Below are 16,944 nucleotides of genomic sequence, written 5' to 3' on the forward strand. Positions count from 1 at the left end.
CACACTTCGCGGAGTGTCGTGAGGGAAGGGGCGCAATGCGCAGCAAGCTGTTCGTGCCGGGCGCGCGTCCCGAGCTGTTCGCCAAGGCCATGGCGGGCGAGGCCGATGCGGTGTCGTTCGATCTGGAGGATTCGGTACCGGCCGATGGCAAGGCACAGGCGCGTGCCGATGTCGCTGCCTTCCTGCGTGGAGGTGCGGCGCAGGCGTCCGGCAAGCGGGTGATCGTGCGGCTCAATGCCCCGGACACGCCCTGGTTCGAGGAGGACTTGGCCCGGCTGGCAGTGCCCGGCGTGGTGTTGCTCAACATCCCTAAACTCGAAGATGCGGGCGCTGTGCGGGCGGTGGTCCGCCGGCTGGTCCAGGCGGAAGAGGCCAACGCGGTTGCGACGCCGATCGGCCTGCTCATCAATATCGAAACGCCTGCCGCCTTGGCCAACGCCGCCGCGCTGGCGAGCGCATCACGCGTGGTCGGCCTTCAGCTGGGCCTGGGCGACCTGTTCGCTCCGCTCGGCATCGCACGCACGCATGACAACGTGCAGGCCGCGATGTTCGCCGTGCGCATGGCAGCGGCACAGGCCGGTATATTCGCCTGCGATGGTGCCTGGCCGGACGTGACCGACGAGGCCGGCTTCCTGGCGGAAGCCAGGCTTTCGCAGCAGCTCGGCTTCATCGGGAAGAGTTGTATTCATCCGCGCCAGGTGGCGCTGGCGCATTCGGTTTTCAGCATCGATCCGCGGGCACTGGCGCAGGCACGGCGGGTCGTTGCCGCGGCCGAGGAAGCGCAGGCGCGCGGCCATGGCGCGTTTCTGGTGGATGGCCGCATGATCGATGCACCGTATCTGGCACGAGCACGTGCGCTGCTGGCGCAAGCCGGCGAGAACGAGAACAGTTGATGAGCGGACAGATGCGTGACCTGGTGATGGCCGCTCGATGGAAATACTGCGCAAGTGCGCTGTTGCTGGTGTGGTCGGCACTGTCGGTCGTTCCCGCGATGGCCGGAAACCTGGTGGGCCTCAATCGTCAGGCAGTTCCGTCGTTGCCGGAGACGCCGCGACTTCTGGCGAACTTTGCCGGCGGCACGGTCGCGCTCGACACGACGCGGGCGTGGCAACTGCAGCCGCAATCAAAAGCCTGGCAACCGCTTCGCTGGTCGCTGCCGGTCGCGACATCCCAGGTGCGCGCGCTGGTCGGCGATGGTGCTGGCTCCGGCTGGCTGTTGGCGGGCGAGGAGGGAGCAGACCTCCGTGTGTTTCCGGTCCGTCTGGTGAAGGGGGCATGGGGGGCGGCCGGCGAGGTTCCGCCGTTGCCGGTGCCCATGCGTGACGGACGGCTTGTCGTCGCCAATGGACAGCTCACGATTGCCGGAACCGACGTGGCCGGGCAGCCCCGGATGTTCGGGTTGTCGGGCATGGCGTGGAATGCGCTGCCGGTCTGGCCGGGCGCGGGTCCGGTGCAGGCGCTGCTGGTGCAGGGGCCGCATCTGTACCTGCTGACCGGTGAAGCCGATCCCCAGCTGCTTTCCTGGTCGAAGGATGAGGGATGGCATGCACTGGGCGCTTTGCCCGGGAGAATCGTGCCCGGCTCGGCTCAGGCGTTGGGCCAGGCGCATCTGATGTTCCTGCTGCAGGAACGGCCGGATCTGCTCACGTTCCACACCATCACGCGTGCATGGAACAGCATGCCGCTGGCAGAGGCACGCGATGCCACGGTGGCGACCGTGCAGGGAAATGGCCTGGTATGGAGCGATGCGCATGGAGGGATGACCACCGCCAGCGTCGAGGCCGGCAAGTACCTGCTCAAATGGCAGGACTGGGCGGTGATCATTGTCTACCTGGCCTCGGTGATCGGCATCGGCGGCTTCTTCTATCTGCGCGAGAAGCGTCAATCGACCTCCGATTTCTTCGTCGGCGGGCGCTCCATTCCGTTCTGGGCGGCAGGCATCAGCCTGTACGCGACCAACACCAGTTCGATCAGCTTCATCGCCATTCCCGCCAAGGCCTTCGAAAGCAATTGGCAGTACATGACCAACAACCTCATTGCCGTGCTGGGGTTGATGTTCGTGGCGGTGTGGATCGTGCCGTTGCTGCGGCGATTGAATCTGATGTCGGTGTTCTCCTATCTGGAGACCCGTTTCCATCCCGCCATCCGCATGCTGGCCAGCGCGCTGTGCATCGCGATGCAGGTCGGTTCGCGCATGAGCGTGATCCTGTTCCTGCCGGCGCTGGCCATCGCCACCATCACCGGGATCAGCGTCACCGTGAGCGTGGTGCTGATGGGCGTGTTCACCATCATCTACACCGCGATGGGCGGGATGAAGGCGGTGATCTGGACCGACGTGGTGCAGGTGATCGTGAAGATGGGCGGGGCGATATTCGCCATCGTCTTCATCATCTGGCACCTGAAAGGCGGGATGTCGGAGTTCTTCGACGTGGCCATGGCCGACCACAAGATGAAGACCTTCGATTTCAGCTTCGACCTCACCAAGGCCACGGTCTGGGGCTTCATCTTCCTGGTGGTGTTCGACGTGGTGCTGACCTTCCCCAAGGATCAGGTGCTGATGCAGCGCACGCTGTCCACTTCGTCGGCGCGGGAGGCGGGGCGTTCGATCTGGGCGTTCGCGGCGATCATGATTCCGGGCGGGCTGGTGTTCTACTCGATCGGCACCGCGCTGTTCGTCTATTACAAGGCCCATCCGGAGCGGCTCAATCCGGCGCTGCCGATCGATGCCACCTTCCCGTTGTTCATCGCGGCCGAATTGCCGACCGGCGTGACCGGGCTGATCGTGGCCGGCATCTTCGCCGCGGCGATGGCCACGCTCTCGTCGATCATGAACAGCGTTGCGACACTGGTATCCGTCGATTTCTACGAACGGCTGGTGAAGAAGCCGGATCAGCGTCGCAGCGTCCTGTTCGCCGAGATCACCACGGTGGTGGTGGGGCTGGTCGGTATTGGCTTGGCGCTGCTGATGTCGCGTTACGACATCCGGTCCCTGTTCGATGTGTCGATCGAACTGGCCGGACTGCTGGGCGGCGGCTTTGCGGGCTCCTATACGCTGGGCATGTTCACGCATCGCGCCAACTCGCCCGGCGTGGCCATCGGCATAGGCTGCAGCATCGTGCTGACGTTCATCGCCTGGTGGCATGACCTGGTGCATCCGTACTTCTACCTGGCCATCTCGATCCTGTTGAGCATCGTCATCGGCTATCTGGCCAGCCTGTGCTTCCCCGCGCCCCGGCGCTCGTTGAATGGGCTGACGATCTACCGCGACGTGGAGTGAATGAGGTAGCGTTCGACCTCGCACGCCCTGCGTGCGCATGAGGGGGAGGGAGTGGACACTCAGTTCCTGAAAACATTCGTGACGGTGGCGGACCGCGGGTCGATGGCGGCCGCTGCGCGTGACCTGGACATCAGCCCGGCCGCAGTCGCCCAGCAGCTGCGCACGCTCGAGCGCGAGCTGGGCACCAGCCTGCTCGCGCGTTCCGGTCGCACCGTGACGCTGACCGACGCCGGCGCACGCATTCTCGATCGCGCACGCGAAATGCTGCGCGACGTGGCCGACATGCGCTCGGTGGCCAACGACGGCGACATGAGCGGCGAGCTGCAACTGGGTGCCTGCCCCACCGCGCTGGCAGGCATGCTGCCGGACGTGCTGGCGCGCATGGTATCGGCGTTCCCGAAGATCAATGTCTTCATCAAACCGGGCTATTCGGCCGATCTTTACCGTGCAGTCGAGGCTGGCGAACTGGATGTGGCCGTGGTGCTGGAGGCACCGTTCGAACTGCCCAAGACCTGTGACTGGCTGCTCTGGCGCGAGGAGCCGCTGATCGTGCTGGCGCCGGCGCATATGGCCGGGCGCGAGCCGCACGAGATATTGGCCAGCGAGCCGCTGATCCGTTATGACCGGCATCAGTGGGGCGGGCGCCAGGCCGACGAATACCTGCGCCAGCACGGGATCGTCACCCACGAGCGTTTTGAACTGAATGCTCTCAATGCCATCGCGGTGATGGTCGATCGCGGGCTCGGCGTATCGCTGGTGCCGGACTGGGCCAGGCCGTGGCCGGAAGGACTGCAACTGGTGCGCATTCCTCTGCCGGGTGCGGGCATCTCGCGTCGGATCGGGGTGGTGTGGTCGCGTTCGACGGTACGCCAGCGTCTGGTCAATGCGCTGCTGCGCGAGTGTCGCGCCATGATCAGTGCGCAGCATGATCAGGGTGCGATCGCTCCGGGGCGCGAATGACACGCGCCGGATTTGCTGCGACGCAGCGGCGCCGGTAAGCAACAAAACCTGAGGTATGAACGAAGTCCGCGGCGCTTCCACCACCGCGATGGCGCTCCTAGGCTGTGCGCATGGTCCGGAAGACGCGCCTGGGAGGAGCGGGTCTCACTGGCAGGCCGTACCGGCCTGCATTGCATGCATCCGTCGCGGTCGCTGTTCGCGCGTCCGCATTCGCCAATGTCCGAGAGTTCAACACATGAGAAAGATGCCCGTGACCCTGGGGGTGCTGGTGCTGGCGACCGCCGTGAGTGCCAGCGTGCGCGCGCAACAGGCGACCGTCGATGGCGCCCAATCCGCGGCCGACCAACAGAAGAAAAATGAGCAGGACAGGATAAAGAACCTGGATCGCATGATCGTCACCGGCACGCGCTCACCGAAGGCGGTGGACAAGATTCCCGGTGCGATCTCGGTGATCTCGCGCGAGGAGATCGCGCAGACGCTGCTGGTGACCGAGGACGCCACCGCGGTATTGGCGCGCACGATCCCGGGATACTCCGAGTCGTCGCAGGCGATGAGCAACACCGGCGAGACGCTGCGCGGCCGCATCCCGTTGCGGCTGTTCGACGGCATCCCGCAAGGCTCGCCATTGCGCGAAGGCACCCGCAACGGCACCTTCACCGACATGGGCATCGTCGGGCGCATCGAGGTGATCAACGGCCCCTCGGCCTCGGAAGGCATCGGCGCGACCGGCGGTGTGATCAATTACATCTCCAAGGTGCCCGACAAGATCGGCAGCCAAACCACGTTGACCGCGCGCTACCAGACCCAGTCCGGTGCCGACAGCGCCGGCTACAAGCTGGGTCTCACCTATGCGTTGAAGCAGGACGAGTACGACTTCATCGGCGCGATCTCCACCATCGATCGCGGCATGGCCTACGACGGCAAGGGCCGCACCGTGGGCATGAATACCAGTGGCTCGCTGGCGGACTCGGAGTCGCGCAACCTCTATCTCAAGGGTGGTTTCAACTTCGGCGAGGACGGCGAACAGCGCCTGCAGGCCACCTACAGCCGCTTCAAGATCGAGGGCAAGGGTGACTGGATCCAGGTGCTGGGTTGTCGCGGGCCGACCGACAGTCCGCCCTGCGATACGCCGTACCCGAATACCTCCGTCAAGGGGCACATCTACGGTTCGAAGGATGCGTTCAACGACTTCGAGCAGTACAGCCTGGAGTACACGCACAACGACTTCTTCGGCGGAACCCTGGACCTGCTGGCCTACAAGGCGGTGCAGGCGATGCGCTATCTGCCGGAGAACGGCGATGACAAGCAACTGGTCAAGGTGACGTCGAGCTTCGACGAATCGCAACGCATCTACGACCAGTCCGAAATCAACTCGGACAAGAAGGGCCTGCGCACGTCCTGGACGCGGCCGACGCTGTTCGGTGTGTCCGGCCTGGAACTGCATACCGGCGTGGACCTGGTGGAAGACGAGGCGCAGCAGCGGTTGGCGCTGACCAACCGTGTCTGGGTGCCTCCGATGGACTACAAGAGCGTGGCGCCGTACGCGCAGCTGTCCTGGGACATCGGGCCGGTCACCCTCAGTGGCGGCTATCGACGCGAGGACGGCCAGCTCAAGGTCAACAGCTACACCACCACCGCCTACCGCAACAGCGTGTTCGTCGAGGGCGGCACGCTCGATTACACCGCCAGCCTGCCCAACTTCGGCGCGATCTGGCGCGTGAGTGATCAGTGGTCGCTGTTCACCGCCTACAGCAAGGGCTTCACCCTGCCCAACGTCGGCATCCCGCTCCGCAACGTCAGCTATGCCGGCCAGTCGGTCAAGGGAATCCTGGATCTGCAGGCGGTGATCGTCAGCAACATCGATGTGGGCTTCAACTGGCGTGGCGATCGCGGTGCGCTCAACGGCACCTGGTACCACTCCAAGTCCGACCTGGGCGTGTCGCTGCAGATCGATCCCAACACCAGCGATTTCATCATGGCCCGCGTGCCGACCGACATCAAAGGCGTCGAGCTGAGTGGCGAGTGGAACTTCACCGACACCTTCAAGCTCACCGGCCTGTACTCGCGCATCCGTGGCTGGACCTCGTTCTGGGGTTCGGATTCGCAGGGCCGCTATGGCGCCGGTCCGCTGACCAAGCCGATGGGCATCCTCGACATCAGCCCGGACAAGATCGGCATCTCCGCGGTATGGAAATTCCTGCCCAACGCCGATGCGAACCTGGGTGCGACCAAGCTGCTGGACCGCCACCTGCATGGTAGCGACGTGCGGGCTTATGACGGCCAGGCCTTCAGCTACGACGAGAACACCTCCGGATACACGCTGTGGGATCTGGGCGTGAACTACGATACGGGCAAGATCGGGAAGTTCTCGCTGGGCGTGGAGAACCTGTTCGACAAGTACTACATCCTGACCTGGTCGCAGCTGGCCGGTTACCAGAACTACTGGGCAGGTCGTGGACGTGTGGTGTCGCTCACCTACAACTACACCTTCTGAGCATGGGCGTAATGCAGCGGATGCGACCGCGCAGGCAGGCAACGATTGTGCGCAGGCAGGGGTGGTGGCGGCTGTCGGTTGCCGCCTGCCTGGTCGCCTTGGCGGTGGGTGCGGCATCTGCCGAGGATCGTTGGCAGCGGCTTGATGGGTTCCTGCAGCAGGCAACCGACCACGATGGCTACCTGGGCGCGGTGGCGATCGTGGAAGTGGGCGGGCACGTCGCTTTCCATGGCGCATTCGGTCATCGCGACCTGCAGCGCACTGCACCGATGCGCGAGGACGCGATCTTCCGCATCTATTCGATGACCAAGCCGGTGACGTCGGTCGCGATCCTGGTGCTGATGGAGCAGGGCAAGTTGTCGTTGGACGATCCGGTTTCACGTTACCTGCCGGCCTTCGCGAAGACGCAGGTCATCGTGGGAGGCAGCGTGGACAAGCCGGTGATGCAACCGCTGTCCACGCCGCTGACCCTCCGTCATCTGATGACCCACACCAGCGGGTTTGCCGCGGACCGCGACCGCCATCCGGTCGCGTCCGAGCGGCTGGCACGCGCCGGTCTCGATGATGCGGGCGATCTGATGCAGGTTGCCGATCGCCTCGCGCAGGTGCCGCTGGCCGAGCCGCCGGGCACGCACTTCCACTATGAAGCAGCCAATACCGAGCTGCTGGCGCGCATCGTCGAGGTGGTCAGCGGCGAGTCGTTTGCCGATTACCTCGGGCGCCACATCCTGCAGCCGTTGGACATGCGCGACACAGGCTTCGAAGTGCCGATCGCACAGCGCGGGCGTGTGGTCGATCTGACCACGATGGGAACGGATGGACGCTTGCGTCTGGCCGATACCGACAGTGCGCGTGTTCCGGGCTCGCGGCTGCGCCGGTATGACAGTGCCGCCGGCGGGCTCTATTCCACGGCGCGCGATTACCTGCGTTTCGCGCGCATGCTGCTGGGCAATGGCGAACTGGATGGCGTGCGCATCCTTTCGCGAAAAACAATCGACCTGATGATGAGCGATCAACTCCAGCGTTTCGATCCACCGTTGCAGGGCTTCACGCGCGGCGAAGGCTTCGGCCTGGGAGGCTACGTGGTCACCGATCCGGTTGCGCGGGGACGACTGGGCAGCGAAGGCCAGTTCGGCTGGTCGGGCGCCGCCTCGACCTATTTCACCGTGGACCGACGCGAGCATCTGGTCGCGATCCTGCTGCTGCAACATCTGCCGAACGATGCTCCCGGCGATCTGCCGCGATTGGCCACGCCGTTCTACAACCTCGTCTATCAGGCCATGCCATGAGTGCGACCGTGCTGGTGGCGGGTTCGGCCAACCTGGACTTCGTCGTGCAGGCCCCACACGTGCCGGCGCGGGGCGAGACCGTGCTCGGCAGCGACCTGCGCAGCTTTCCGGGCGGCAAGGGGGCCAACCAGGCGGTGGCCTGTGCGTGCGCCGGTGGCGTGGCGACGCGCATGCTGCTGGCGCTGGGCGACGACGACTTCGCCAATCCGCTGCGGGATGCATTGATATCCGCAGGCGTGCAACTTCATGTGATCGGCGGACACGGGCGCACCACCGGTACCGCGTTTGTGTGCCTGACGGACGATGCGGAGAACGCGATCATCGTCGCGCCCGGCGCCAATCAGGCGCTCGCGTCGCAGCACCTGCCATCGCTTGAAGGTGTGAGCCATCTGCTCATGCAGTTGGAAGTTCCCATGGACGCGGTGTGCGCCTGGGCGTTGGCCGCACGTGCCGCTGACGTCGCCGTGGTGCTGAATGCGGCGCCGGCATGTCTGCTTCCACCGGCGTTGCTGCGCACGCTGGATGTATTGGTGGTCAACGAGGGCGAACTCGACATCGTCGTTGCACAACTCGGCGTCCCGGCCGCGGCGACCACAAGCGAAAAGCTGGCCGCGCTGCCGGTGCCCTGCGTGGTGGTCACGCTGGGCGCGCGCGGTTGCTATGCCTGGATGGAAGGGCGCGTCCTGTTGCAGCCCGCTTACCGTGTGCATGCGGTGGATACCACGGGCGCGGGCGACGCGTTCTGTGGCGCATTGACGGCAGCCCTGGCACAAGGTCGTCATCTGCCGGAAGCGCTGCAACGCGCGGCTGCGGTGTCAGCCCTCGCCTGCACATGCGTGGGGGCACAGTCAGGCGTGCCCACCCCGAGCGAAGTCGACGCGTTCCTGCATGTGCAGCCGCCGGCGGATGTTGCTGCCATGGCTGAGCTGGCCGAGTATGCAGGCCTGGCTCAGGTTTTTCCCCATTCTCTTCATGCGTGATGCCCGTGCCCGACTCTGATCCCTCCACGCGCCAGCCCGTGCGCACCGAGTTCAAGTTCTCCCACGTCACCACGGGACGCTACCTGCCTTCGCCGGGCAAGGCGCCCGGATGGCCGTTCGCCGACATCGGCCACTGGAAGATCGACACCGTGCCGGCCTGGCAGGACTGGCTGACCGAACTGCGCGACTGGCGACGCGAACACCTGGTGCGGATCGGCTACGACGATGCCAACTATCGCCGAGCGGAACTGCAGTGGGCCCAGCGCAACTTCGTGCACGCGCAGATGATGGTGGAGGATCGCTATTTCTACGATCCGGTGGCGCACCGCTACACCGTCGATCGCTATCTGGATGATCTGGAGGCGCGCTTCGGCGGCATCGACAGCGTCCTGATCTGGTACGTGTATCCGAACATCGGCATCGACGACCGCAGCCAGTTCGACATGGCGCGCGATCTGCCGGGTGGTCTGGAGGGACTCAAGCAGGCGGTCGATGATTTCCATCGGCGCGGCGTGCGCGTCTTCCTGCCGACCATGCCCTGGGACCATGGCACGCGTGATCCCGGGCAGTCGCATTGGGAGGCGATGGCAAGGATCGTCGTGGCGGTGGGTGCCGATGGCATCAATGGCGACACCTACAACGGCGTGCCGCGTGCTTTCTTCGATGCCTGCCTGGCAGCGGGGCGGCCGGTGGTATTGCAGCCCGAGTCCACCATCAGCGCCGAGGAACAGCTGGTGTGGAACGTGCAGAGCTGGGGCAAGAAGGCGCCCAACGAATTCGTGCCGCCCCTGGCCAAGTACAAGTGGCTCGAACCGCGCCACATGATCAATTACGAGAACCGGTGGGGACGCGAGCGCCGGCACGATCTGCAGTACATCTTCTTCAACGGCATCGGTTACAACGCCTGGGAGAACGTGTGGGGCATCTGGAATGGCCTGACCCCGCGTGATGCCGAAGCGCTGCGTCGCATCGCCAGCATCGAGCGCCGTTTCGCGCCGCTGATGGTGTCGATGGACTGGGAGCCGTACTGGCCGACGCTGCTGCGCGGCGTGTTCGCCAGCCGGTTTCCGGGGGATGGGCAAGCGCTGTGGACGCTGGTCAACCGACTGGAGTCACCATTGCGCGGAGAGTTGCTGCGCATCGACCATGTGGAGGGCACGCGTTACTTCGACGTATGGAATGGCCGCGAGTTGCAACCCGTGCTGCGCGATGGTGGCGCCTTCCTCGCATTGGAGTTGGAAGCCTTGGGTTTCGGCGCCGTACTTGCGCTTGGGCCCCGTGTGCAGGCTGAAGGTCTGGACGAATTCCTCGCGAGCATGGCCACGCTTTCGAAGCAGCCGCTTTCGACACTGTCTTCCGAGTGGCGGGCGCTGCCGCAGCAAGTGACGGAAGTCGCGCCGACGGCACCCGCGGCCCAGGCGCCGCATGGAATGGTCACGATTCCTGCCGCTGAGTTCGTATTTGCGGTGGGCGGGATCGAGGTCGAAGGCGGCGTCTGGGATGGTGTGGACGTGCAGTATCCGTGGGAGGACAGTGCGCGCCGGTTCCATCGCGAACGTCTGCAGATGCAGGCCTTCCACATCGACCGGACGCCGGTGACCAATGCACAGTTCAAGGCATTCATCGATGCGAGCGGCTACGCGCCTGCCGATGCGCACAACTTCCTGCTGCACTGGCACGATGGAGCGCCGCTGCCGGGCAGCGAGAACCAGCCGGTGACATGGGTGGCATTGGAAGATGCACGCGCCTATGCGAGCTGGGCCGGCAAGCGTCTGCCGCGCGAGTGGGAGTGGCAGTACGCCGCGCAAGGGCACGATGGGCGCGCCTATCCGTGGGGCGATGCCTGGGACGATGCCGCCGTGCCGACGCCGCACTATGGTCCGCAGGCGGGTACGCCAGCCGATGTGGACCGGCATCCGGGTGGTGGCAGTCCCTTCGGCGTGCTCGATCTGGTCGGCAACGTCTGGCAATGGACCGATGAGTACCGTGACGAGCACACGCGCGCAGCGATCCTGCGCGGTGGCAGCCGCTACCGGCCGCAAACGTCGCACTGGTATTTTCCGCAGGCCTTGCGGTTGGATCAGCACGGCAAGTACCTGCTGATGGCGCCGTGCCGGGATCGCTCCGCGTTCATCGGGTTCCGTTGCGTGGTCGATGCCGCATGAACCAGGTGCTGCGTTTCCCCTCCACCGGTCAAGTGAAACTGGGAGGCGCTCTCGGCGAGGCGCTGGAAGCGAGCCGTCGCGGGCGGCTGTCGCATTTCATTGTCGATGCGGACAGCCCGGCGATCGCGTTGTTCGATCCGGCGCGTGCCGAGCACAACCAGGAAGGTGATTGGTATGGCGAGCATGCTGGCAAGTGGCTGTATGCCGCCGCCCGCGCGGCTGCCCGCAGCGGCGATGCCGGACTGCGCAAGCGCGTGCTGGGCGTGGCCGACTACCTGGCCGGCGTACAGCGTGATGACGGTTACCTGGGCACCTATGCACCCGATCGCCAGTTCAGCGTGCCGCAACCGCCGCGGTCCTGGACCTGGGATGGCGCGCCAGCGTTGCGTACCTGGGACGTGTGGACCCACACCTATCTGATTCTCGGCCTGCTCGAAGCCTATCGGCTGGGCGGGCACGACACGCATCTGCATGCGGCCTCGCGCATCGGCGATCTCTGCTGCGCGGCGTTCGTCGAACATGGACTCGATATCACCACGTGCGGCAACCACCATGGGATGTCCGCGACCGTACTGCTCGATGGCGCCGTCGAGCTTTTCCTGGCGACGCAGGAGCCGCGTTATCTGGCATTGGCGCACAGCATTGTCGAGCAGGCTGAAGCCTATCCGCCGCTGGCGTTGGTGCAGCGCCTGCTGACCGGAGCCGATGCTTCGGAGATCGCGACCGGCAAGGCCTATCAGTTGCTGTGGAACGCCACCGCATTGACCAAGCTGGTACGCGTGAGCGGTGGCAGGACGTTGTTGCCGGCGTTGGAGCAGCTCTGGAGCAACGTGCGCGAGCACCATCTCAGCCTGGGCGGTGGACCTTGGGGCGGTGCGGGGCTGCGTTCACGCGAGTGCTTCAATCCCCCGTTCGTGTTCGACCCGCAGGGCTATGTCGAGACATGTTCGGTACTGGCGTGGCTGCAGTTCAGTCGCGAGCTGCTGATGCTGACCGGACATGCGCGCTACGCCGAAGCCATCGAGAAGACCGCGCTCAACGACCTGCTCGGTGCGATGGGGAGCAACGGTGAAGACTGGTGCTATTACAGCTTCGCCAATGGCCGTCGCGTGCATACGACGTACTGGCGCTGCTGCAAATCCAGCGGCGCGATGGCGCTTGAGGATCTGCCGCCGCTCATCTACGCGCTGGCCGACGATGACGAGGTGCGCGTCAATCTGTATCTGCCTGGCGAGGTCAGCCTCGATCACGCGACATCGGGCGGGATTCGCATCGTGCAGAGCGGTGGCGGGCTGCTGCCTTCGAATGTCCAGCTACGGCTGCAGCCGGCGCGGTCATCCGCATTCACGCTGGCACTGCGGCAACCCGAATGGAGTACGCCCTTGCGTGTGCGCATCGATGGACGTCCGGCAGAAGTGCGTGCGGACGAGGATGGCTACGTGCGCGTGCATCGCCGCTGGCAAGGCGGCGAACGGGTCGACATCGAATTCGGCACCTCGGTGATCGTGCATCGCCGCAGCAATATCAACGTGCAGGAATCGCGTGCCCCCGACGGCTCGCCGGTATCCCAGGAAGTGCTGCATTACGACTACGCCGCTTTCAGCCTGGGGCCGCTGGCCTATGCCGCTCCACTGCCGCCGGGCGGCGATACCGCACCGACGGTGACGTTGGCACGGCTGCCTTCGGCGCAGTGGCTGCGCGTGTCCAACGACGATGACGGCGCCGAGCTGGAAGTCTCCTTCCCGGGGCGTGCGCCGTTGCGGCTGCTGCCTGCATGGCGGGTCGATGGAAAGAAGGACGGCGCCTGGCACATCACTTGGTTCCGCCTGCCGCCGGGACCGGTCTTGTCGGTTTCCAGCGCTGACCCAACAAATTGTCCTTCCTGAATCTAGCGCTTGCGTCTGTATCGGCACTTCGTGGTGCCACAGACTGAGCCGCATGGGACATCCGCAGACGCACAACACGATGCCACCGTTCTCCTTGTTTGAAGCGCTGCATCGGGAAGGTCCTCCCGGCCCACTCAGCGGCGTGAAGGTGCTGGACCTGAGCGCCTACATCGCCGGTCCCTATGGATGCACGCTGCTGGCCGACCAGGGCGCGGCGGTGCTCAAGATCGAGCCGCCGGGTGGCGACAACCTGCGCCAGTATCCCTCCACCCTGGCCAGCGAAAGCCGCGCCTTCCTCGGGGTGAACCGCAGCAAGCGCGGCGTGGTGATGGATCTGAAGGATCCCTTGCAGCACGCACAGTTGCTGCGGCTGGTGCGCGAGGCGGACGTGCTGGTGCACAACTTCCGGCCCAGCGTTCCGGCGCGGCTTGGCATCGACCATGCGCGTCTTGCGGCCTTGAATCCACGCCTGATCTACTGCGCGGTGTCCGGCTATGGCGAAACCGGGCCGCTGCGCGACAAGGCCGGCTACGACCAGGTGCTGCAGACCATGACCGGCATGTGCGCATTGCAGGGCAAGCGCGGTGGCCCGCCGGAAATCATCTACGGCTCGGTGGTGGATTACTACGCGGCCGCGCTGGTGGCCTCGGGCGTGGCCGCTGCACTGTACGAACGCGAGCGCAGCGGCAGCGGGCAGTTCGTCGGCGTGTCGCTGCTGCGCGCGGCATTGACCATGCAATCGGCACGGCTGATCTGGGCCGAGGGTGAGTCGCTGGATATCGGCCGCGACATGCGTTCGGGCGGCGTGACCGGCATCCATCCCGCCAAGGACGGATATCTCTATGTTTCCGCCAACACACCACGCTTCTGGAAATCGCTGTGTGCGCTGACCGGGCTGGAGGCACTGGCTGACGATCCGCGCTATGCCAGCGTGCGGCTGCGTGCCGAACACGCCGACGAAATCCTGCCGCGGCTGCACGCCGCCCTGCAGGCGCATACCGCGCTCGAATGGGAGGCGATCTTCGGTGAAACCGTGCCGTGTGCGGCCGCGCGACGGGTCGAGGACATGTTCCAGCATCCGCAGGTGCGTGCGGAGGACATGATCGGCGAGGTCGAGCATCCTGTCGTCGGCCGTTATCAAGGCGTCACCCGACCGATCACCTATGGCCGCACGCCCGGCCCGGCGCCGTTCGCCGCACCGGTGCTGGGGCAGGACAACGATCTGCTCGACGCGTCAGGGCCTCAACCGCAGGACGGCGGCGAGTGAAGCGGCGGCATCTGTCCGGCGTGTGAAGCAAAGCTGTCCGCGGGTGCCGGGCCGGTCGTCGGGTGGCGAACTTTAGACCTTTCCACCGCCGGCATTCAGCGGTGGTTTCGGCGCGGGTGCGATTCTCTGAATCGTCTGTCGATTCCACGACGAACCGTCCCACGGATGCCGGTAGTGGCCGTTTGGCGCAGTCGTAGAATCGAACCGACCGGGAACGGACCGCGGCCTGGCAAGCGACCCCGTTCGTGATGCGGTACCTGGCCTGCCGATGGTCGCCAAAGGCAGCACAGTGCTCCAGACGTGCGCTGGAAGATCTTTTCCCCGCAAGGGCGAGTATCGGCAGAGCACACTTTTTTGACTTCAGTGACCTGCAACAGGAAACAAGAATGAACGTCCGCGAACTCCTGCAATCGAAGAAAGAAGCCGTCATCACGATCGACGCGGAAGACACGATCGGCGCGGCCGCGCACAAGATGAGCGCGAACCGGATCGCCGCGCTGGTGGTGATGAAGGATGATGCCCCGGTCGGCATCATCTCGGAAAAGGACATTGTGCGTACCCTGGCCGACGACGGTCCGCAGGCGGGCCGTCGTGTGATCTCCACGCTGCCCTCGACCGGCCTGGAAGGCATCGCGCCGGAGGCGACCCTCAAGCAGGCCATGTCGCTGATGACATATTCGCGTCGTCGTCATCTGATGGTGACCGAAGGCGCCAAGCTGGTCGGCATCCTCAGCCTGGGCGATATCGTGAAGAACCTGCTGGGCGAGGTCGAACTGGAGAAGGCGGTTCTGCAGGACATCTACATGGCCGCGCATTGACGCTGGCGCAGCGTGATGAATGGAAGCCGGGCATTGCCCGGCTTCGTCATTTCAGGGCAATGGCCGGCTCAGAACGTGACCTTTACCGAATCGGCGCTGTAGGTGGCCGGGCCGTGGTACACGACTTCGATGTTGTTGCCGTCCGGATCGAGCGCGAACGCGGCGTAGTAGCCGGGATGGTAATCGCGCTCGCCGGGCGCACCGTTGTTGTGACCGCCCGCAGCGAGTGCGGCCTTGTGGAAGGCTTCGACGGTGGCGCGATCACGGGCCTGGAAAGCGAGGTGATGGCGCCCGGTAAGCTGGCCCAGCGCGTCCTTGCTGTCGGCGCTGGAGACGAACAGTTCGTCGGCCCAGAAGTAATTGTCGCCTTCGCCGGCGATCGGGATGCCGATCACGTCGAACACTGCCTGATAGAAACGGCGGCTGGCGGGCAAGTCCCTCACCACCAGTTGCAGGTGATCGATCAGCCTCCCGCGATGCAATTCCATGGTTTCCATGTGTCCTCCTCATCATCGTGAAAAGATCGTCTTCATCATCCCTGATCGTGGCTGGGCTTGACCGCTACGCCCGGGATCAATCGCGTGAAGTGTTCGAGATGATCTCGACCCAGTAGCCGTCCGGGTCCTTGATGAAGGCGATGTTGCGCATGCGGCCGTCGGTCAGGCGCTTCTGGTAGGGCACGTCCAGCGCATCGAAACGCGCGCAGGCCGCGTGCAGGTCCGGCACCGACACGCAGATATGGCCGAAGCCGCGCGGATCGGAGTTGCCGTCGTGATAGACCGGGCCGTCCTGCGTCTCGGTGCCGTGGTTGTGGGTCAGTTCCAGCACGCCGGGGATGCCTGCCATCCAGATGCGGCGCTGGGTGTCGTCCTCGGGCACCTGCACGGTGTCGGGCAGCAGCGCGAGGAAGTACAGGCTGAACGCCGCCTCGGGAAAGTCGCGCTGGTCGAGCAGGCGGAAGCCGAGCACGCGGGTGTAGAAGTCCAGCGACTTCACGTTGTCTTTCACCCGCAGCATGGTGTGGTTGAACACGAAGCCGGCGGTTTCGGCCGGCGGCTGTGCTGCGACACCGGGTTGGTTCTGGATGGATGGCAGGGGCATGGCGGGATCCTTGCTGGAACGTATGTTGCTGCGTGAGCGACGTGGGAAGGCGGGGGCTCGAAACTGGCGTTTTTGATCCGATTGTACTGGAGCCGGCCTTTGCGATTGGTGTAGAACAGAGATGCTGCTGACGCCGATGGAGGTAACCGCATGAGCGAGACTTTCATGAACGGCGCGCCTGTCGAGTTGTGGCAGGCGCTGGTGCAGGAGGCTGGCGAGCGCGCCGGCCATCGCCTCGACGAATGGCGCGAGGCGCATCTGGTGTTCGTGCTGTTGCGCTACCAGAGCGACGGCGACCTGCTTGCGCGCACGCAGGCGCTGGGGTGGCTGCATGCGCAGGATCAGGTCGGGCAGTGGCGCAACGAGTGCCTGCAGCGCGTGGGCGACGAGTGCTTGCTGATCGCCGGGTTGTTTCCAGTGCTTGCGCAGCGGAGGAACGTCAGCGTGGATTACTTCGTCGGACTGGGGCGGGGCGCCTACCGCGAGCTGGCCGAGTGCAGTGCGCGCGAGACGTCCTCGTTCTACGACGCACTGGCGCGCAGCTACCAGCAGATGGTGCAGGTGCTGCGCGCGTTGCGACGGGGGTGGATGCCGCAGGGACAGGGGATGCGACCGGCCCGTTGATGCGTGCATTTGCCCGTTGTGCATGTATTTGTAGGAGCGGCTTCAGCCGCGATGGGGCTTTCACGGTAAAGCCCCATCGCGGC

The 16,944-nt window shown here is 65.1% G+C and carries 13 protein-coding genes; 11 read left to right on the top strand and 2 right to left on the bottom strand.

The annotated features are described in order from the left end of the window. Nucleotides 1-35 precede the first annotated feature (35 nt). The 10 genes from AC3WJE_RS16430 to AC3WJE_RS16475 all read left to right on the top strand — a co-directional run bounded on the left by AC3WJE_RS16430 (nt 36) and on the right by AC3WJE_RS16475 (nt 15,136). The gene (locus AC3WJE_RS16430) at nt 36-893 is read left to right on the top strand and encodes an HpcH/HpaI aldolase/citrate lyase family protein (RefSeq protein ID WP_493731890.1); all 858 of its coding nucleotides are present in this window, start codon (nt 36-38) and stop codon (nt 891-893) included. Then, entirely contained in the window at nt 893-3,277 is a 2,385-nt protein-coding gene (locus AC3WJE_RS16435) for a sodium:solute symporter family protein (RefSeq protein WP_493731891.1), read from the top strand. Before AC3WJE_RS16430 ends, AC3WJE_RS16435 begins: the two co-directional genes overlap by 1 nt. Nucleotides 3,278-3,328: 51 nt before the next feature. Then, nucleotides 3,329-4,237 carry a LysR family transcriptional regulator gene (locus tag AC3WJE_RS16440; RefSeq protein ID WP_493731892.1) on the top strand — a complete coding sequence of 303 codons (909 nt, stop codon included), beginning with the start codon at nt 3,329-3,331 and terminating at the stop codon, nt 4,235-4,237. Between the two features lie 235 nt (nt 4,238-4,472). After that, nucleotides 4,473-6,731 carry a TonB-dependent receptor gene (locus AC3WJE_RS16445; RefSeq protein ID WP_493731893.1) on the top strand — a complete coding sequence of 753 codons (2,259 nt, stop codon included), beginning with the start codon at nt 4,473-4,475 and terminating at the stop codon, nt 6,729-6,731. Between the two features lie 11 nt (nt 6,732-6,742). Further along, on the top strand, nt 6,743-8,020 hold the full coding sequence (locus AC3WJE_RS16450) for a serine hydrolase domain-containing protein (protein ID WP_493731894.1): 1,278 nt from the start codon (nt 6,743-6,745) through the stop codon (nt 8,018-8,020). Nucleotides 8,021-8,028: 8 nt separating this feature from the next. Next, nucleotides 8,029-9,000, top strand: coding sequence for a ribokinase (locus AC3WJE_RS16455; RefSeq protein ID WP_493731895.1), 972 nt, complete (start codon nt 8,029-8,031; stop codon nt 8,998-9,000). Between the two features lie 5 nt (nt 9,001-9,005). Continuing rightward, entirely contained in the window at nt 9,006-11,165 is a 2,160-nt protein-coding gene (locus tag AC3WJE_RS16460; RefSeq protein WP_493731896.1) for an SUMF1/EgtB/PvdO family nonheme iron enzyme, read from the top strand. After that, nucleotides 11,162-13,051, top strand: a complete 1,890-nt coding sequence (locus AC3WJE_RS16465) for a beta-L-arabinofuranosidase domain-containing protein (RefSeq protein WP_493731897.1) — start codon at nt 11,162-11,164, stop codon at nt 13,049-13,051. The genes AC3WJE_RS16460 and AC3WJE_RS16465 overlap by 4 nt, the downstream gene beginning before the upstream one ends. Before the next feature lie 79 nt (nt 13,052-13,130). Next, nucleotides 13,131-14,318 (top strand): CaiB/BaiF CoA transferase family protein, encoded by a 1,188-nt coding sequence (locus tag AC3WJE_RS16470; RefSeq protein WP_493731898.1) that lies wholly within the window; start codon nt 13,131-13,133, stop codon nt 14,316-14,318. Between the two features lie 386 nt (nt 14,319-14,704). Then, nucleotides 14,705-15,136, top strand: a complete 432-nt coding sequence (locus tag AC3WJE_RS16475; RefSeq protein WP_493731899.1) for a CBS domain-containing protein — start codon at nt 14,705-14,707, stop codon at nt 15,134-15,136. Between the two features lie 68 nt (nt 15,137-15,204). On the opposite strand, the gene AC3WJE_RS16480 is transcribed toward AC3WJE_RS16475, so the two are convergent. Together AC3WJE_RS16480 and gloA are read right to left on the bottom strand one after the other, a co-directional pair. Then, nucleotides 15,205-15,633, bottom strand: a complete 429-nt coding sequence (locus tag AC3WJE_RS16480; RefSeq protein ID WP_493731900.1) for a VOC family protein — start codon at nt 15,631-15,633, stop codon at nt 15,205-15,207. 76 nt (nt 15,634-15,709) lie between these two features. Continuing rightward, nucleotides 15,710-16,237 carry a lactoylglutathione lyase gene (gloA, locus tag AC3WJE_RS16485; protein WP_493731901.1) on the bottom strand — a complete coding sequence of 176 codons (528 nt, stop codon included), beginning with the start codon at nt 16,235-16,237 and terminating at the stop codon, nt 15,710-15,712. A 150-nt stretch (nt 16,238-16,387) separates the two neighbouring features. Here gloA and AC3WJE_RS16490 point away from each other — a divergent pair, with 150 nt between their 5' ends. Next, a complete protein-coding gene (locus AC3WJE_RS16490) occupies nt 16,388-16,861 on the top strand; it encodes a hypothetical protein (protein ID WP_493731902.1) in 474 nt (157 codons plus the stop codon). Nucleotides 16,862-16,944 lie beyond the last annotated feature (83 nt).

The sequence above is a fragment of the Pseudomonas sp. GW821-FHT07E12 genome (assembly GCF_058986605.1).